Source organism: Paenibacillus selenitireducens (assembly GCF_002021565.1).
Lineage (GTDB): Bacteria > Bacillota > Bacilli > Paenibacillales > Paenibacillaceae > Paenibacillus_K > Paenibacillus_K selenitireducens.
In genome coordinates, this window is sequence record NZ_MSZX01000019.1 from 17,561 (window position 1) to 35,557 (window position 17,997).

Here is a 17,997-nt window from a genome sequence, read left to right on the forward strand (position 1 = left end):
TTAATCTTACGAAAACATTCGCTCTTTAAAGTAAAGATGTTACAACATCAGTCAACAAACAATAAAAACAAATCACAACGGTAGATTTACAATGTCATTTCTAAGAGATTTGAGTATGCATGACCAAACCGGAAGTAAACAGCCTGTCAAACGGGCATGGCAACCAGATTGAAGTGAACATTTTGTTGCAATTATTGAAAGGTGGACAAGCCGTATGAGAAGTATACTGAGCACCAGCCAGAGGGAGGGGATCGCACGATGGCCAGGAACACATCGGTCATGAAATCGCCGCTAACGGAAGGATATTCTTCCAGCCGACAGGGATCACGATTATGGAAGCGGATTTTGTCCCATTATCAGCTGTACCTGCTCCTCCTGCCCTGTATCGTTTTCTTCATCATTTTCTCATATATACCGATGGCGGGACTGGTACTTGCTTTCAAAGAATATCAGTTCAATAAAGGGATATTCGGCAGTCCGTGGATAGGACTCACGTACTTTGAAATGTTTTTCCAAGACCCACAAAGTTTGAAGTTAATTCAAAACACCCTTGTGATTAGCGGGATGAAGGTATTCCTCGCTATGCCATTCCCGATTCTTCTTGCGATTATGTTCAATGAAGTGAGGAATTCAAAACTTCGCAATATTTTTCAGGGGATCGTGTATTTGCCTCACTTTTTCTCTTGGGTCATTGTGGTTGGGATGATGCAGCGGATTCTCGCTCCAGATACGGGGCTTGTCAATCAGGTCATCGAATGGTTTGGAGGCGACGGCAGCAAGTTCTTCCTTATGGAAGAGAGTGCCTTCCATCCGATCATGTTCTGGAGCTATGTGTGGAAGGATATCGGCTGGAACTCGATTATCTACTATGCAGCTATCGTGGGTATTAATCCTGCGTTGTATGAAGCGGCGAAGATCGATGGTGCGAATAAGTGGCGTCAAATGTGGCATATTACGCTGCCGGGCATTCGCTCGACGATCATTGTATTGTTCATCTTATCGCTAGGCAATATTTTGTCTGCCGGCTTCGATCAGATCTATCTATTGAAGACACCAGGCAATATGAATGTTTCTGAAATCCTTGATACTTACATCATTTATATGGGACTCGAAAGTGGTCAATTCGGATTTGGTACTGCTATCGGCATGATGCAAGGCATCGTCGGCCTGATCTTGGTATTAACAGTAAATAAGGTTGCCAAGAAGTGGTTCCAATCATCTCTTTGGTAAGACGTAGAGCTGAAGTTCGCTTCGGCTCTGCGAGAATAAAAACATAAATGAACCATTTAAAGGAGAGGGAAGCAAATGTCTCACAATCGAATGTACATCTGGTCTAAGTTCATGGCACTGACGCTCGTCATTTCTATGCTGTTGTCGGCTTGCGGAACAAAAAGTCAACCTAGCACGCAGGAGGCAAGCTCCAGTGAAAAACCAGCTTCTGGCAAGCCATCGACGTGGATTGCTGATCGCAAGATCAAGGGTCTCGTCTTCATGGGTAGTGATGTGACAGAGGAGATGAATCCTGAGATTGCAGCAAAGCTCAAAGAAATGACGGGGATTGAGCTTGAACTTCAAGCGCTGGGTCATGATGGCTCGCAGAAGGCGCTCGCGGCAGGTCTTGCTGCAGGTGACTTGCCTGACTTCATTGCCTACTACCTGAATCATAGTGGACGACCTGAGATGGAGATGATCAACAAGGCTGCACGTGAAGAGATGTTCCATGATCTTGCTCCACTCCTCAAAGATACAACCATTTATAAGAAGTATACCGAAGAGGGCTACTTGCCGCTGGATACCCAATATGGTGTCATGTTCCGCCCGGAATTCAATGGATCTGCCTATGTGGCTCACTTGAATGTTGCACGCGAGGGTGGCTATGAGGTGCGTAAGTATGTGTCAGGTCCTTATATCCGCAAAGATATTGCAGATGCTCTTGGTGTAGATCCGCGCACGATTACGACGTCAGAACAACTCTATGATCTCGCGAAGAAGATCAAGGCAGGCAGCTTCAAGGATAAAAACGGCAAAGAGGTGTACCCGATTGGACCAACCGTGTGGGGTGGAATTGACCGCAGCGGCTTGTATAACGATCTCGTATGGACAGGCTTTAACGGCGAAGGCTTCGGTCGCGACAAAAACGGCAAAATTCTTCATGAAAGTCAGACAGACTACGGCATGAAACGTGTGGAATTTGTACAAAAGCTGCTTAAAGAGAAGCTTATGCATCCTGAGTACTACTCCATGGAAGAAAACCGTGCCAAAGAAGGAGTGCTGAGCGATTCCTTTGCTATTGTGGGTGACATGCACAACTACGTGATGGAGAACAAAGACAATCGTTATCTTCCAATTGGTCCTCTGAACACGGTAGATGGTCCGTATCGTATGACGTCCACATTCAAAGGCGGCTATGGGGCATGGTCGATTCCAACAACGACGGAACATCCTGAAGATATCGTGAAGCTCGCAGACTTCCTTGCGAGTCGTGAAGGTAAGTTGTTGTGGAAGTACGGCATCGAGGGTCGTGATTATGATTTAGATGCCAAAGGAAACCCGGTTCCTAAGAAAGAAGTGCTGGATCTGTTGGAGAAAGACCCTGTGAAGGCGAAGGCGCTTGGATTTACAGGTGTAGGCAATGACTGGGGCTGGTATCTGGGAGGAACAGACCTGAATGACTTGGCAGACTTTGGTGAAGCGAGCTACGGTGAATCCGTCAATAAAGACATCAACAAAGGCCCGCTAGAAATTGCTGAATACTGGAACTATGACGAGAAAAAGAAACAAATCGACTTGCGTGATGGTTACGCAGCTCTAGCATTCATTGGGGAATTTCCGAAAGGTTCCATGTTGACCATGGCACTTGATAAGTACAAGGAGAGCTTAATCCGTGCTTACTACGCGAAGGATATGACGGAAGCGAAGTCGATCTTGGATGCAGCGGCAGCGCAACTGAAGAGTGCAGGTATTGAAGATTACATCAAGTTGTTGGAACAAAAGGATAAGGATCCAAAGACAAAGCTGATTTTCTAACCACAATAGAATTTACAAGTTTCGACGTATCGAAACTAAAAAAATCTATTTGGCGATAAAACCTACATCTAAACGCGGTCGCTCATCTTGGAAAGGCGTCGATAGAGGTTTTCTCATCAAGAGGAACCGTAATAAGAGCCTTCCCCCCTGTGTGGGAGGGCTCTCTACATGATAGGAGGAACGGTGATGAAAAAGACGACAGTGTCACTTGGGGCGACATTTGGCAGGCTGATGACGGCGCTCAACTATGGCCTGATTATTCTACTATGCTTGTCCATCATTCTGCCGACATTAAATATACTGGCGCTATCGTTGAATGTAGGTTCAGATGCGGCAAAGGGGGGCATCTATTTATGGCCGCGAATATTCACGTTGGATAACTTCAAGGAAGTGTTCAAACAATCGAACATCGTCAATGCTTTCTTTATTTCGATATTCCGTACCGTGCTCGGAACGTTGTTAAGTGTTATTTTGACGGCCATGGCCGCTTATGCGCTGAAAAGCAAAACCATGCCTGGACAGAAGCAGTTGACGTTTTTTGTCTTCTTCACCATGCTTTTTAGCGGAGGTCTTATTCCTTACTATATCTTATTGAAGGAGCTTCACCTGACGAACAGCATCTGGGTATATATCATTCCAGCGCTCTATAGTGTGTGGAACATGATGATTATGCGCTCCTTTTTCGATCAAACGCCAGAGGGTCTTGAGGAAGCAGCGCGTATTGACGGATGCAGTGATCTCGGTATCTTCTTCCGCATCATCTTGCCGACGAGCAAGCCTGTTATTGCCACGATCTCCTTGTTTAATGCGGTGGGACACTGGAATGATTGGTTCACAGGCTCTTTCTATGTGCGTGACCAGGGGATGAAGCCGCTCTCGACGGTTCTTCAGGAAATGCTGACGAAGCAGCAAGCGTTGACGGATACGCTGATGAGTTCTACAGGAGCAATACAGATGCAAATGCTTGATAAGATTCAAGTGACGGGAACATCGCTGAAGATGGCAACCATCATTATCGTAGTTACACCGATTGTGATTGTGTATCCCTTCTTGCAGAAGTACTTTGCCAAAGGGGTCATGATTGGTTCCATGAAGGAATAGGAGTGGGAATACAGATGAGAGAAACATTACAATATCGTACAAATGGAATTTTTAAAATTGTTCAGCTTACTGATCTTCATGTAGGTGGAGGGGATGAAGCGAAAGATAAACGTACGTTGGCGTTGACCAAGCGAGTGATTGAACTAGAGGAGCCGGATCTTGTCATCTATTCTGGGGACATGCTCTATGGCTCAGAAGTGAAGGAGCCTCTGGCGACACTGCGGACGATCGCTGCTATTCCAGAGGAAATGAAGGTTCCTTTTGCGATCATCTTCGGGAATGATGTGCTTCCGATTCCGGAATACCGTGAAGCTTGGGAGCGCGGGGAAGTAACAGGTACCAAGCATGAATCCGTCTGCTGTCCTGAACTAAATAGCGGTCTGTTCACAGCGATCGTGGAATGCGGTGATGTTATAGGAACTTTTGCGGGTCATGATCATGAAAATGATTATGTCGCAGCATGGCACGGCATTAAGCTTGCGTATGGACGTGTGTCGGGATATGGCGGCTATGGAAACCTAAAGCGCGGTGCGCGGGTTATTCAATTGCAAGAGGGGAACCGAGTATTCAAAACGTGGGTTCGACTCGCTGACGGGAGTGTCGTCCAAGATGAGCCATAAAGAAGAGGGGCGCTTTGGGATTCTGTCGCTCACTTGGCCAATCTTGCTAGAGTCCTTGTTCGGCATGCTGCTTGGTACGGCAGACACCCTTATGTTAAGCCATTATTCTGATGGAGCCGTAGCGGCTGTAGGGGTAGCCAATCAGATTCTTACGGTCGTTGGCTTGATGTTCGGCTTCGTCACGGTAGGGTTAAGTGTGATTTTGAATCAATGGCTTGGGGCAGGGAAGCTGCAGGATGTAGACCGAATGAGCCGCACAGCGCTCACACTGAATCTGGGGATGGGCCTCTTGTTCAGTGTGAGCTTATTTGCGTTCGCGGATGGAGCCCTGCTTCTCTTCAAGCTGCCAGCTGATCTCTTGACGGAGGGGGGCATCTACTTGTCCATTGTCGGGAGTTCTGTATTCATGATCGCGATCAACATGGCCCTGGGCACGATGCTTCGCTGCAGAGGGATGGTCAGGGACATGATGTTGATTTCGTTTGGTATCAATGTCTTTCATATTATAGGAAACTACTTGGTTCTGATGGAGCCCTTCGGCTTACCGGTGCTTGGCGTTCAGGGGGTAGCGATATCGACTTGGATCAGCCGAGGCGTAGCTGTCATTGCGTACCTTATTCTATGTAAGCGTAGATTGGATCAGCCAGTACGGCTCATAGCCCCATGGCGTATGCAAAAGGTTGACCTGGGTCTCATTTTTAAGCTTGGTATTCCTTCTGCAGGGGAGCATGTATCTTACAATCTCTCTCAGGTTGTGATCACTTACCTCGTGACAATCCTGGGTACTGCCGCATTAACGACCAAAATTTATACGCAGAATATTACGTCCTTTGTGTTTATTTTCTCCATGGCTATTGGTCAAGGGACACAAATTATTGTCGGGCATTTGATCGGAAAAGTATATAAAGAGGACGCCTATCGATCAGGTGTACAGTATCTAAAGCTGGCTGTGCTGGTCTCCTTTGTGATCAGTGACCTGTTGTACGTCATGGCAGAGCCCCTGCTTCAACTTTTTACATCTGATCCTGAGATTATCCGACTTGGCAAGCTGCTCATGCTGTTGTCGATATTGCTTGAACCCGCACGTGCAAGTAATATGGTGCTAATTAGCTGCTTAAATGCAGCGGGAGATGTCAAATTCCCTGTTATTATGGGTCTTATCTCGATGTGGGGAATCAGTATTCCACTCGCCTACGTGCTGGGGATTGTGTATAACATGGGCCTGACAGGAATATGGATTGCGTTTGCCATTGACGAATGGGTTCGCTCGCTCGTCATGCTTCGTCGTTGGCAGCGGCGGAGGTGGCAGCAATTGAATATATTTGCAACACGTGAATTAGGAACAAGGAAAGCAGGATGAAGAATCATCTGTGAAGGAAGGCGTAGCCTTTTATAAAGAGAAACCCAGTGGCAGCCTGTCTGGCAGCCGGGACCGAGACATCGAAATACACCCTAAACTGCAAGCTGCTTCCTGTATTGGAGGCGGTTTGCTTCGTTTGCGTTGAGATCCATGTTCGTTATACATTAAGGATAGAATATAAGGGTGAACTGGATAAGGGGATTCGTACATATGCAAAGAGAAAAAATCCTGGAAAATCTCACATCACAGATCAACATGGGGAATCATATTATTGGTGTAGCCACAGGCGCAGGAATAACAGCGAAATACGCGAAGCAGGGTGGGGCGGATTTCATTCTGATGTTAAACTCCGGTCGATTTCGCCAAATGGGGAGAAGTTCACTCGCCGGTTTTTTGCCATTTTGCAATAGCAATGATATGGTTATGGACTTTGCATCTCGAGAGATCATCCCCTTAGTCAAGGATATGCCGATTATTTTTGGTCTGAATGCAACGGATCCTACAAAGGATATGGAAACCTATATCAGTGAAATCAAAGACATGGGGTTTGCTGGTATAAATAACTACCCCACGGTTGGATTAATCGATGGTCAATTTAGCGAAGCTCTTCAAGAAGACGGGAATTCTTATTTACTTGAAGTAGAAGCCATAAGAATAGCTCACGCAAAAGATTTGTTTACCGTTGCCTTTGTATTTGACGAAAACCAAGCTGTTCAGATGATCGAAGCTGGAGCTGATGTGATTTGTGCACATTTAGGCTTAACAGAAGGCGGATTATTAGGGGCCAAAAAAGTCGTTTCCCTGGAAGCGGCCAAGGTCAAAGCGAACAAGATATTTGATGCATGTAATGCGTTAAAGCCAGATGTCATGAAGTTGGTGTATGGGGGTCCTGTAAAAACGCCCATTGATGTTCAATATATGTATAGTAATAATGAAAATTTAATGGGATATATCGGGGGATCCGCTTTTGAGCGAATTCCATCCGAGAAGTCCATTACCAATATAACGAAAGCCTTTAAAGTCACAGGGAAGTTGGATGAAAATGATTTAATGGTGAAAATGTTAGATGGCGTTACGAAGCATTATGACTATGTTGAATTTGTGAAAGAATACGTTGCCCAGAATTATATGAATGATATTTCTTTTATTGATTTAGCGAAGGTGGCCCATGTATCCCGAAGTTACTTAAGCAGTTTGTTTACAAAGAAAGTAGGCTGCAGCTTTCAAACCTATATCGTGCAATATCGGATTGATAAAGCAGCCGAAATATTAGACAGGGAAAATATTCAGTTATCGGAGTTAGCGCCATTCGTTGGATATCAAGACTACGCACAGTTCAGCAAGATGTTTAAGAAGTACAAAGGCTGTACGCCGAAACAATATAAATCTAACATAAACACAAAAACATGAGACATAAAAGCGTTTTCATAAATGTGCCGAAGCAGTATGATTAATTTATAGTTAATCATACTTTTTTTATGGAGAGCGTTCTCGGAATCATGATTTAGTACTGTGCAGGCTAGATCATCAAAATCGAAGAGGAGGTTAATCAAATGAAGAAGACCATTGCAATTGCAGGAACATTTGACACCAAGGGCGATGAATATCTATATATCAAACATTTGATCGAAAGCTTGGGACTCGGTACGTTTACCATTCACACCGGCGTATTTGAGCCTACTTTTATACCTGATGTATCCAACCGTGAAGTAGCTGAAGCCGCAGGTGCAGATATGAAAGCGCTCGCTGCTAAGAAAGACAGAGCTTTAGCGACGGAAGTATTATCGAAAGGGATGGAAAAACTCGTACCTGAATTATACAAACAAGGTAAATTTGATGGAATTATCTCCTTTGGGGGGACGGGCGGAACTTCACTCGTGACACCTGGGATGCGGGCATTGCCGATTGGTGTACCCAAAGTGATGGTGTCGACTGTAGCATCAGGGAATACGGCTCCCTATGTAGGCACGAGTGATATTGTGATGATGCCGTCCGTCGTCGATGTTGCAGGGCTGAACTCCATTTCCACTAAAATTTTTACAAATGCAGCCTTTGCCATCGCAGGGATGGTTCAATTTGAAAATACGCAAGTGATCGAGAAAAAGCCGTTGATTGCGGCAACGATGTTCGGCGTAACAACGCCATGCGTAACGGCAGCCAGAAATTATCTTGAAGCTAGAGGATATGAAGTGCTTGTGTTCCATGCAACAGGTGTAGGCGGACAATCCATGGAAGCGCTTATTGAGGCTGGATTTATTGAAGGGGTATTAGATCTGACCACAACAGAGTGGGCAGACGAATTGATTGGTGGCGTTCTGAATGCCGGACCTCATCGTTTAGAGGCAGCAGCGAGAAACCTTATCCCTCAGGTTGTATCGGTAGGCGCGCTGGATATGTGCAATTTTGGACCTTACGATACGGTACCCGAGAAATTTGCCGGGCATAAGTTCTATAAGCACAATCCTACCGTAACACTGATGAGAACCACGGTAGAAGAAAATGAAGCCATCGGTAAAAAGCTTATGGAAAAATTAAATATGGCCAAAGAAAAAACCGTATTAATGCTGCCGCTCCAAGGCATATCAGGCATTGATGTTAAGGGTGAAGCCTTTTATGGTCCAGAGGAAGATCAGATGTTATTTGATACCTTAAGAAAGGGTATAAACAGAAATGTGGTAGAACTCATCGAAATGGATTGTGCGATTAATGATGTGGAATTTGCTGAAGCAGCGGCACAGAAACTCATCGAATTAATGAATAAATAACAAAATATATTGGAGGAGTTACACATGAATAAAAATACGAGAGCAGAAATTGTTGCAAAATTTAGAGAAGAAGTTGCCAATGGAAAGATTCTGTTGGGCGTAGGAGCGGGTACGGGGATTACGGCGAAAAGCAGTGAAGCGGGCGGAGCGGATATGCTAATCGTTTATAACTCTGGAAGATATAGAATGGCAGGTCGTGGATCATTGGCAGGGCTGCTATCTTATGGAGATGCCAATCAAATTGTCGTCGAGATGGGTTCTGAAGTATTGCCTGTTGTGAAAAATACACCTGTATTAGCAGGCGTATGCGGAACGGATCCTTTCAGAGTCATGGAGGTATATCTCAAACAACTCAAGGAACAAGGATTTAGCGGCGTTCAAAACTTCCCAACCGTAGGTTTGATTGATGGCGTGTTCAGACAAAACTTGGAAGAAACGGGGATGGGATACGATTTAGAAGTAGAAATGATTCGAACAGCGCATGAATTGGACATGCTTACTACGCCATATGTATTTGACCCTGAGCAAGCCAAAGCCATGGCCGCTGCAGGAGCAGATATCCTCGTAGCCCATATGGGCTTGACGACCAAAGGTACGATTGGAGCCAAAACAGCGCTTACCTTAGATGATTGTGTAGAAAAGATTGAAGCGATTATTAAAGCAGGGAAAGCAGTTAATCCAGATATTATGGTCATCTGTCACGGCGGCCCGATTGCAGAACCGGAAGATGCGGCGTACGTCATAGCAAGAACTGAAGGAATCGATGGATTCTTTGGTGCATCCAGTATTGAACGATTCGCTGCTGAGAAGGGTATTAAAGATCAGACCGTGTTATTTAAAACCATTACAAAATAAAAGGTTGCAAACGTACGAAAAACAGCTCTCCTAAGAGAGCTGCCCCATAGATATTGTAAAGAAAAAGGCGTAGCCTATGGCTGCGCCTCAAAGTGTCGAGAACGTCCAGAGGACTTTTCGGCGCTTTATTTTTTCGTGGACCCTCGTCTCGTAGAAGAAAAATCGATTTGAAAAAAGATCTGAGAGCCCAAGTTTTATTGTGGAAAATGGGCATTTCCATTCCCTTCGTTTGCTATGTTGGATAAATCCAATAACTTTAACGGATTTGCCTATATTTAAGCGTCTATAGTGTATATTCTCCAACATACAAGGATGAAAAACACACATAATCCTCCATTCGTGGCTCTTATCCTACATAAATCCAACATAGATGATAAACAAAGCTCATTCGGATATCCTATCTTGTATTCATCCAATATAGATGGTAAACCTTATTTATTTGTTATCTCCATTCAAGAACGTCTCCGCTTTACCCCGGTGCTCGTCCGTGATCTGGCCGGAAATCGCCTTGATTCCTGCTACAATCACGGCTGCATCATCCGTAAACCCAAGTCCGATCAACGCATCTGGAATCGCATCCAAGGGAGAGATGAAATAGGCCAGCGCACCAAAGGCGATACCTTTTGCCCATAAAGGGGTTTGGGCGTCTACTGCACAATAGTACATCGCAATTGCATCTTTGGTGAATGGGATTTTCCCAGCGAATTTTTTGGTTTTGGTCCAAAAGTTTTTTGTCACTAGTTCTTCATTCTCTTTGCTATAGGGAAGTTCTTGTAATGTCAGCTCCGCGTTAAAGGGATTATGATCTTTCTTCATATTAGATTACCTCCCAATGCATACTTTAACTCAGTATAATTCTTTCTGTTCACTTAAACAAAGGGTTGTATTGGGAACGAAATGAAGCTGATCGTTATCCCCGACTCTCAAACGTCAAACTTCCAAGATTTCCGAAACAATCCAATGTATCAAGATTTCTTGACAGAGGAAGGACATTTCCGCTTGACAATAATGCATGAATCACATACATTATACTCACTTAATAAAACACTTTTAAAAAGTATTTTACGAACGGGGTGCTTACGTTGAGAAGCATTGGCGGCAATGCGATTGTGATGAAAGAAGTCAATATCAATCTTGTCCGAAAGGCACTGAAAGCAGAAGGGGAAGCAACAAAACAACAAATTGCGAAGGCAACGGGTCTTAGCGCCGTTACGGTTGGAACCATATTACTGCAATTGCTGCAAACGTCTGAAGTGGAGGAAACGGAACTGTGTTCATCAGGAGGTGGAAGGCCTGCGCAGCGCTTTAAATATAACGGAGACTTTGCATTTGCGCTGACTCTTTTTCCCTACGAGGCTGGAGGACATACGGTCATTCGCAGTACTGTTGTTAATCTTCTCGGCAATAGGATCTACGAGCGAACGGACGAGGTAGAGCAGGTGGATTTGGCATGTTTTGAGCGAATTATCGATGCGATGGTGGCTTCATATCCTGCGATCCGCGCGATTGGCTTTGGATTACCTGGAGCAGAATGGAAAGGGAAAATCGTGATTTCCGACTATAAAGCACTATTAGGTATTTCGATCGTGGATTACTTCAGGGAGCGATATGGAATGCCCGTCATTATGGAAAATGATGTGAACGCTGCCGTGGTCGGATATTGCGAAAGGAACCAGATTCGTTCAGATGCTGCCGTGGTATATCTCTATTTTCCTGATCGCTTTCCGCCAGGGGCGGGGATCTTCATCAACGGACAGCTGTTCAAGGGAAGACGAAACTTTGCAGGTGAAGTAGGGAATATCCCTTTAGGTATCCCATGGGGAGAGAAAGCCTTCATGTCTTCTGCGGTGCAGGTTGAGCAAGCCATTGTTCAATTGATTATATCCATTTGTGCTGTGATCAATCCAGATTGCGTCGTCATGCACGGCAGCTTCTTAGAACAGGCGAATGGAAGGAAAATCGCTGAACTGTGCAGCACAGAACTGCCGGAGAGCGCCATGCCTGAAGTTATCGTATCGGAGGATTTTACTACGGATTATGTGGAGGGTTTGACCGCACAAACGTTAGCTACGCTCGAACCGAACATTGTATTATCTAGAAATGAATAAATAAGGGGCTGGGCATGTTGGCAACCATATTTCTGATGATTATTTATTTATCTTTTATTAGCTTAGGGCTGCCTGATTCATTGCTTGGAGCTGCTTGGCCGGTTATGCAAGCAGATTTTGGAGCAGCCTTCGGTGTTGCGGGCGTGCTATCGATTATTATTGCAGCTGGAACGATCGTGTCGAGCTTGGCAAGCGGATTCGTGTTGAAGCGGCTCGGGACGGGGCAGATTACGCTAATAAGCTGCTTGATGACAGCGGGCGCATTACTTGGATTTTATGCTGCACCTTCCATTGTATGGCTGATGGTTTTGGCATTGCCGCTTGGACTAGGCGCAGGTTCTGTCGATGCAGCGCTGAATCAATATGTTGCCATACATTATAAAGCACATCATATGAGCTGGCTGCATTGCTTCTGGGGTGTGGGAGCGACAATGGGTCCGATTATTATGTCAGGATTTATTCGTCAAGATAATTTATGGCGGAGTGGGTATTTGACCGTTGCTTGTATACAATTTGGGCTTGTGATTTTGCTATTTGTTTCACTTCCATTGTGGAAACGAATGGAGAAAGTTCAGATTCCTGTTGAGGAAGAAAGACAGGGGCATCCAGAGCATTTGCAAGACACCCAGTCCGCCGTGCAGCCGATGCGAATGAAAGGCGTGAAGCTCACCTTAATGACATTTCTCTTCTATTGCGGTGCTGAAGCAACCGTGGGATTATGGGGGAGCAGCTTCTTGGTGAACGTGAAGGATTTATCAGCGGCCGTGGCTGCGCAATGGGTATCCATGTATTACGGCGGCATTACGGTGGGGCGATTAATCACGGGATTTGTGACTTTAAAAGTAAGCAATCGTGTCCTGATACGTAGTGGGCTGCTCATTGCGTTAGCTGGCGTATTGCTGCTACTCCTGCCATTACCGACTTTTTGCTCGCTGATCGGCTTTATGTTGGTTGGTTTAGGCTTCGCGCCTATCTATCCTTGCATGCTGCACGCAACCCCTGAGCGCTTTGGCAAAGAGCAGACGCAGAAGTTGATGGGCTATCAGATGGCGGTTGCTTACACGGGTACGACACTGCTGCCACCGATGCTTGGTTGGATTGCTGCGCAGACGACGGTTGCAATTTTACCGTTTTTCTTATCCATTTATATTGCGTTTATGCTATTTGGGTCTGAAAGCGTCAATCGGATTATGAAGCTGCGATCGGTTCGCACGATAACGGACTCAACCCAATTGAAAGCTTAAACATGCTCATCATGATGTATTAGTCTCTCATAAGTTCTCAGAACTTATGGGAGGCTTTATTTTTTAAGGCATAAAAGATTTCCCTAAGACTAAGTCGATGTTCTCTGAATCATTTGATAAGGTATTTTTATTTTTTGGTTTGATTTATGGATGATAAGATCACAGGCCTGTTCACCAACTTGGAATAACTGATGATTCACAGAAGAAATCCCTAGACCAACGCCGATGGGTTGATTTTCTTGCCCGATAATGGCTAGATCATCCGGGACCTTAAGGCCCATGGACTGGGCATATAGGTACATTCCACCGGCGACTTCATCGCCATTTGCAAAAATAGCTGTAGGCCTGTTGGGCCGATTTAAAAACGTCTTCGCAGCGATCAATCCATCATCTAGACAGGAACAACCTGTTACATAAACGTCTGATTGAAACGTTCCAAATACCTCTTTATAGGCAGCGATCAATTGCCGAGTACTCATGCTCTCCAATCCTCTTGCTGTCGTAAAAGTAACGTCTACATGTCCTTTATCTTTCAATAGCTGAAAAGCATCCACGTAAGAAGCGTACCTATCGATATAAGAACAGCCAATGGAAGGGTGGGGCGTAAATTCACAAGTTACTACGGATCCATATGCCGTGTACGGAAGGATCGCCTCCCAATCATTTGCTCTTGAAGCAATAATAATGCCATCAAGCAGCTTGTTTTTTAATTTTGAAAGACATTCAAGTTCCTTTGCTTTATTGTACTGAGACGGAAGAACTGTAACCGTATAATCCTTCTCAACAGCCTTATGAAGAACTCCATTTAATATTTGATCAAAGCATTGGTTATTGTTATAGGGGATGATTAGACCAATCATCCTTGTCTCACCGCGGATTAAGTCGATGGCGTTTTTGTTCGGCGTATAATTCATTTCGTCCATAATTTTGAGAACCGTTGCGCGTTTGTCATCCGAGACATATTTATGGTTGTTGAGAACTCTCGAAACGGTTGTCACCGATACACCGGCCATTTTAGCTATATCATGAATATTTGCCATAGAATTCCACTCCTATCCTCTATGTACAACTTAATATGTGAAAAGGATTTCATGTCAAGTTTACGCGATAAACATGTTAAGCAAAAGAAAAATGATTGAAGGGGCTATCTAAAAGTCAATGTAAGATGACTTTCGGATAGCCCCTTGAGGCTTACTTCAGTATGAAAGTATTATTGTTCCGCTTGAATCCACTTGATTAGTTCGCTGTTGAAGGCTTGAGGTTCTTCAAACATAGGATTATGACCACTGTACTCAAAGATCACTTTCCTCACATTCTCATAGGTGTCATCCACAGCATCCCAAAGGGAAACAGGCGCTACCAAATAATCATATCTGCCCAATCCAATAAACACTGGTTTATTGAAGCCAGTCAGTGATTGGATAAGGTTCATCTCTCCGAATGCCTCTCCCCATAAATGATCGATAATGGGCATATTCGTATAGACACCTTCCCACATGTAAGCTGCATCAAATGTATAGTCGTAGAAACTTTGGGCTCCCATCCGAATACACATATGAACGAATCGCCGTTCAGGATCTTTTATGATGTCGCTTTCTAACAGAGCCATATCCTTCGCCAACTGATTTTTTCTTTCCGGACTTGCTGTCTCATTAAAAAATGCAACACTTTGACGTTGTCTTTCCTCATGATTTGTAGGTGCTGAATTTAATAAAACAACTTTTTGCACATGGTCAGGATATTTCTTGGCATACGCTAATGCCATAAAAGCATGTCCCGAGTGTCCTAGTATGATGAAATCGGTTAGCCCAAGGGCCTGCCTTGCCAATTCTATATCATCTACGATGTTGTCCAATGTATAATCATCGGGTTCCAACGTTCGGGGGGGTCTCACAAATCCTCTATGATCAAGGAAAATAAACTGAAAGGTATGATATAAATCGTCTGAGAACAGGTGTGGATAATACACGCTGCTTCCAATCACCAATATAGGTTTTCCGGTTCCCTTTACACAATAATTCAGCTTAAATCCATCACTATTTATACTTTGATAGGTATTCATTTTTATAGTCCTCTTTTCTTTTTTTATGAGAAGAGCTACTCAGGAAGTAAAACTCCTCTTAACACCACTTCCTTTCTTTTTCTGATTCCATAATGTTTTCCATGGAACGTTCTAGCATTCCCATCACCTCTATCCTTTTTAAGCCATCGCATCTAGCTCCAAAGGCAAAAAAGCATAATCTCCATTCCTCAAGATCTCACATGGACGAACGGGAATCGGATGTCTGAACAGGGGCCCATCGATGACGGTCGTATGGAACTCGCCACCTTCCCCACACGGGTCAATCCCGCGAGCTTCGAGCTCCTTCACAAATTCATGCGTTAACGTACGCCCTAGATCGTCCTCCCGCATGCCTAGTGATAAATTGACAGTCACAAGGATCGTGACAAATCCTAGGTTGATGAACTCATCGACAGCTTCACGATGATCCATCTCCCACAGAGGCATCCCAAGCTTTAAACCAGCATTTTTCGTAACCTTGTCATGCCAGCAACCATGAGCAGGCATATCCAAATCTCCCGTTATTAACACTTCTGCGCCTTGATTTTTGGCATTATCCAAAAGACTCATATACACCTTTTCATAATCATCCCAACTTGCAGCCGCAGTATATACAGGCAAACCGATGGATTCAGCTTGAGCCCGTATAAGCTCCGGAGGCATGCCATGGGATCTGGAACGATTCCCTTCTTCCTCCAGCATGACGATCAGTCCAACCGCTTCGCCAACCTTCATTGCTTTATATAGAGCAAGGGTACTATCCTTGCCCCCGCTAAAAGATGCTATAAATTTATGCCCGTGAGCACCATGTTTCCACTTCGTATGATCTTCCATTTCTATCGTTCCCCTTTACTTTTTTTGGCAATCCTTTTACGCTGGGAAAATATGTGTTATATTAGGTGATACCTAAAAATCCCCCCCGATCAACAGTCTTCGAACTCTACATAACACGAGCTCTTTTTGCTGTCTACCAGGAGGGGATTGTATCACATCGTCACTTCTTGGACTTTAATATCAACCTGCGGCCCAAACATCCAATTCAATTTTTATTTCAGGCAACCCTAACCCTTTAACATAAGCAATGGTCATGGAAGGAGGAGTAGAACCGAATACATCATTCCAAATTTCATAGAAATGATCCCAATCTATTTCCTCGGTGGCCCAAATGTTGATTTTGACGACATGATCAGGAGTTAAATGTTGAGAAGCAAGAATTTCAACAATATTGTTCATGGTATGGGTAACTTGTTGATTAAAATCTGTAGGGATATGATTGTTTTGATCTATACCGATCTGACCCGAAAACACATACCACTCTGCATTTCTACTTATTTTGGTTACATGACTATAGTTTCCAACAGGTTTTGCTATATTTTCTGGATTATATCTTTGAATGATAGGGTTATTTGAATTTTTCATCTGTAAAGTCTCCTTTAAATTTTCACTATTTTTTAATTTCACTCAAATTTTGACAAACGTATCCCGTCATCATCGATTCTAGAAAAAAACAGCAGTAGAGTACCCAATTCCAAAAGATAAAAATTTGATTGATTTCTTTTTCATCAGGTATTCCTCCTTCATTTAAAGTAAACTTACTAATAGATATGATACTAGAATCATGACATGAAAGCAAAATAACAAGATAGCTCAAAATATTTTTACAAGGGGGAAGTCAAATGCATGTTGTGGTTACGGATTATAACGAAGAATGGAAACAAAGGTTTAGCGAAGAATCTCAGAAAATTAAAGATATTTTTGGGGAAGAGCTCATTGATATTCATCATATAGGCAGCACTTCTGTTCCTGGATTAAAAGCCAAACCGATCATTGATATCATGCCTGTCGTTAGAGATATTGACAAAGTAGATTCATTTTATGCACAAATGGAAGGTCTTGGCTATGAATGTATGGGCGAGTTGGGTATGAAAGGCAGAAGATATTTCAGAAAAGGCGGAGATCATAGAACACATCAAGTTCATGTATTTCAGGCGGATAACGAGGAAGATATTCATCGCCATTTGGCGGTAAGAGATTACCTCCGGACACATGCCGAGCAAGCAAAGCAGTATGGGGATTTAAAAGAAAATCTTGCAAAACAATTCCCCAAGGACATTGAAGCGTATATGGACGGTAAAGATGCGTTTGTGAAAGAGCTGGAAAGCGTGGCACTACATTGGTATAGGAAGTGAGAAATATGAATACGATTTTATTTGATTTAGATGGAACTCTTCATGATAGTGAAAAATGGTATATACAAGCATGTTGTGCCTGCATAGAAACCTTTAGGGAGCGCCAGCTTACCGATGAGGAAAAAAACTACTTGGTCGGCAAGCCGATTACAAAAGTTTTAAGCGAGTGGTTCTGTGGGCAAGAAAATGAGGTGCTCCGATCCTTCTTCACACACTATGAAATGATTAATAATCAGGTTCAGGAATATGATGGTGTGTACGAAATGTTAACAGAACTGCAGGCTAGAGGGATAACCCTGGGGATTGTTTCATCCAAGTATCGAAGATATATTGAACAGGAATTGGTTAACACACGACTGTATCCTTTTTTTAGTTTTATTGTAGGGTTAGATGATTGTGAAGCGCCCAAACCCAATCCAGAACCGTTGTTAAAAGCAATGAATGAGCTGCGAATCGAACCAGAACATTGTATGTACATAGGCGATCAGCCTACAGATGTTATCGCTGCCCATGCCGCAGGTATCCAGAGTTTTGGAGCATTATGGGGAGAAGGGCAACGAGAAAAGTTATTAAGTGTTTCACCTACGGGTTTATTGCAAAAGCCCGAAGATATCTTAGCCCTTCATCCTTCATTCGTAACACGGTAATTTCTATAAATATATGAAA

Annotated in this window: 17 protein-coding genes; 12 read left to right on the forward strand and 5 right to left on the reverse strand. The window is 43.9% G+C overall.

Translation table 11 applies throughout. The features are described 5' to 3' along the window. Positions 1-279: 279 nt before the first annotated feature. From BVG16_RS29265 to BVG16_RS29300, 8 genes are all read left to right on the forward strand, one after another. Positions 280-1,230 carry an ABC transporter permease gene (locus BVG16_RS29265; protein WP_233147208.1) on the forward strand — a complete coding sequence of 317 codons (951 nt, stop codon included), beginning with the start codon at positions 280-282 and terminating at the stop codon, positions 1,228-1,230. Between the two features lie 75 nt (positions 1,231-1,305). Continuing rightward, positions 1,306-3,027: an extracellular solute-binding protein gene (locus BVG16_RS29270; RefSeq protein ID WP_078502742.1), complete on the forward strand. Its 1,722-nt coding sequence runs from the start codon at positions 1,306-1,308 to the stop codon at positions 3,025-3,027. A 231-nt stretch (positions 3,028-3,258) separates the two neighbouring features. After that, entirely contained in the window at positions 3,259-4,128 is an 870-nt protein-coding gene (locus tag BVG16_RS29275) for a carbohydrate ABC transporter permease (RefSeq protein ID WP_408635398.1), read from the forward strand. A gap of 14 nt (positions 4,129-4,142) precedes the next feature. Then, positions 4,143-4,748 carry a metallophosphoesterase family protein gene (locus BVG16_RS29280; RefSeq protein ID WP_078502743.1) on the forward strand — a complete coding sequence of 202 codons (606 nt, stop codon included), beginning with the start codon at positions 4,143-4,145 and terminating at the stop codon, positions 4,746-4,748. After that, the gene (locus BVG16_RS29285) at positions 4,738-6,108 is read left to right on the forward strand and encodes an MATE family efflux transporter (protein WP_078502744.1); all 1,371 of its coding nucleotides are present in this window, start codon (positions 4,738-4,740) and stop codon (positions 6,106-6,108) included. The genes BVG16_RS29280 and BVG16_RS29285 overlap by 11 nt, the downstream gene beginning before the upstream one ends. A 210-nt stretch (positions 6,109-6,318) precedes the next feature. Then, on the forward strand, positions 6,319-7,518 hold the full coding sequence (locus BVG16_RS29290) for a phosphoenolpyruvate hydrolase family protein (protein WP_078502745.1): 1,200 nt from the start codon (positions 6,319-6,321) through the stop codon (positions 7,516-7,518). A gap of 143 nt (positions 7,519-7,661) precedes the next feature. After that, positions 7,662-8,873 carry a Tm-1-like ATP-binding domain-containing protein gene (locus BVG16_RS29295; RefSeq protein ID WP_078502746.1) on the forward strand — a complete coding sequence of 404 codons (1,212 nt, stop codon included), beginning with the start codon at positions 7,662-7,664 and terminating at the stop codon, positions 8,871-8,873. Between the two features lie 24 nt (positions 8,874-8,897). Further along, entirely contained in the window at positions 8,898-9,728 is an 831-nt protein-coding gene (locus tag BVG16_RS29300; protein ID WP_078502747.1) for a phosphoenolpyruvate hydrolase family protein, read from the forward strand. A gap of 435 nt (positions 9,729-10,163) precedes the next feature. Here the strand turns inward: BVG16_RS29300 and BVG16_RS29310 are convergent, their stop codons facing one another. Further along, positions 10,164-10,544, reverse strand: a complete 381-nt coding sequence (locus tag BVG16_RS29310) for a YkvA family protein (RefSeq protein WP_078502749.1) — start codon at positions 10,542-10,544, stop codon at positions 10,164-10,166. A gap of 266 nt (positions 10,545-10,810) precedes the next feature. Here BVG16_RS29310 and BVG16_RS29315 point away from each other — a divergent pair, with 266 nt between their 5' ends. Beyond that, the gene (locus BVG16_RS29315) at positions 10,811-11,836 is read left to right on the forward strand and encodes an ROK family transcriptional regulator (protein WP_078502750.1); all 1,026 of its coding nucleotides are present in this window, start codon (positions 10,811-10,813) and stop codon (positions 11,834-11,836) included. Positions 11,837-11,853: 17 nt separating this feature from the next. Then, positions 11,854-13,080 (forward strand): MFS transporter, encoded by a 1,227-nt coding sequence (locus tag BVG16_RS29320; protein ID WP_078502791.1) that lies wholly within the window; start codon positions 11,854-11,856, stop codon positions 13,078-13,080. Between the two features lie 89 nt (positions 13,081-13,169). Here BVG16_RS29320 and BVG16_RS29325 read toward each other — a convergent pair whose 3' ends face one another. From BVG16_RS29325 to BVG16_RS29340, 4 genes are all read right to left on the reverse strand, one after another. Continuing rightward, entirely contained in the window at positions 13,170-14,120 is a 951-nt protein-coding gene (locus tag BVG16_RS29325; RefSeq protein WP_078502751.1) for a LacI family DNA-binding transcriptional regulator, read from the reverse strand. Positions 14,121-14,290: 170 nt separating this feature from the next. Next, positions 14,291-15,142: an alpha/beta fold hydrolase gene (locus BVG16_RS29330; protein ID WP_078502752.1), complete on the reverse strand. Its 852-nt coding sequence runs from the start codon at positions 15,140-15,142 to the stop codon at positions 14,291-14,293. A gap of 138 nt (positions 15,143-15,280) precedes the next feature. Next, complete coding sequence (locus tag BVG16_RS29335; protein ID WP_078502753.1) at positions 15,281-15,976, reverse strand: Dph6-related ATP pyrophosphatase; 696 nt, start codon at positions 15,974-15,976, stop codon at positions 15,281-15,283. Positions 15,977-16,156: 180 nt separating this feature from the next. After that, entirely contained in the window at positions 16,157-16,561 is a 405-nt protein-coding gene (locus BVG16_RS29340) for a RidA family protein (RefSeq protein WP_078502754.1), read from the reverse strand. A gap of 257 nt (positions 16,562-16,818) precedes the next feature. Between BVG16_RS29340 and BVG16_RS29345 the strand changes: the two genes are divergently transcribed. Together BVG16_RS29345 and BVG16_RS29350 are read left to right on the forward strand one after the other, a co-directional pair. After that, positions 16,819-17,331: a GrpB family protein gene (locus tag BVG16_RS29345; RefSeq protein WP_078502755.1), complete on the forward strand. Its 513-nt coding sequence runs from the start codon at positions 16,819-16,821 to the stop codon at positions 17,329-17,331. A 5-nt stretch (positions 17,332-17,336) separates the two neighbouring features. Then, positions 17,337-17,978 (forward strand): HAD family hydrolase, encoded by a 642-nt coding sequence (locus BVG16_RS29350; RefSeq protein WP_078502756.1) that lies wholly within the window; start codon positions 17,337-17,339, stop codon positions 17,976-17,978. Positions 17,979-17,997 lie beyond the last annotated feature (19 nt).

Excerpts from the sequence above, each read along its gene's own strand:
- BVG16_RS29265 (WP_233147208.1), top strand. The coding sequence starts at position 280 with ATGAAATCGCCGCTAACGGAAGGATATTCTTCCAGCCGACAGGGATCA.
- BVG16_RS29270 (WP_078502742.1), top strand. The coding sequence starts at position 1,306 with ATGTCTCACAATCGAATGTACATCTGGTCTAAGTTCATGGCACTGACG.
- BVG16_RS29275 (WP_408635398.1), top strand. The coding sequence starts at position 3,259 with ATGACGGCGCTCAACTATGGCCTGATTATTCTACTATGCTTGTCCATC.
- BVG16_RS29280 (WP_078502743.1), top strand. The coding sequence starts at position 4,143 with ATGAGAGAAACATTACAATATCGTACAAATGGAATTTTTAAAATTGTT.
- BVG16_RS29285 (WP_078502744.1), top strand. The coding sequence starts at position 4,738 with ATGAGCCATAAAGAAGAGGGGCGCTTTGGGATTCTGTCGCTCACTTGG.
- BVG16_RS29290 (WP_078502745.1), top strand. The coding sequence starts at position 6,319 with ATGCAAAGAGAAAAAATCCTGGAAAATCTCACATCACAGATCAACATG.
- BVG16_RS29295 (WP_078502746.1), top strand. The coding sequence starts at position 7,662 with ATGAAGAAGACCATTGCAATTGCAGGAACATTTGACACCAAGGGCGAT.
- BVG16_RS29300 (WP_078502747.1), top strand. The coding sequence starts at position 8,898 with ATGAATAAAAATACGAGAGCAGAAATTGTTGCAAAATTTAGAGAAGAA.
- BVG16_RS29310 (WP_078502749.1), bottom strand. The coding sequence starts at position 10,544 with ATGAAGAAAGATCATAATCCCTTTAACGCGGAGCTGACATTACAAGAA.
- BVG16_RS29325 (WP_078502751.1), bottom strand. The coding sequence starts at position 14,120 with ATGGCAAATATTCATGATATAGCTAAAATGGCCGGTGTATCGGTGACA.
- BVG16_RS29330 (WP_078502752.1), bottom strand. The coding sequence starts at position 15,142 with ATGAATACCTATCAAAGTATAAATAGTGATGGATTTAAGCTGAATTAT.
- BVG16_RS29335 (WP_078502753.1), bottom strand. The coding sequence starts at position 15,976 with ATGGAAGATCATACGAAGTGGAAACATGGTGCTCACGGGCATAAATTT.
- BVG16_RS29340 (WP_078502754.1), bottom strand. The coding sequence starts at position 16,561 with ATGAAAAATTCAAATAACCCTATCATTCAAAGATATAATCCAGAAAAT.
- BVG16_RS29345 (WP_078502755.1), top strand. The coding sequence starts at position 16,819 with ATGCATGTTGTGGTTACGGATTATAACGAAGAATGGAAACAAAGGTTT.
- BVG16_RS29350 (WP_078502756.1), top strand. The coding sequence starts at position 17,337 with ATGAATACGATTTTATTTGATTTAGATGGAACTCTTCATGATAGTGAA.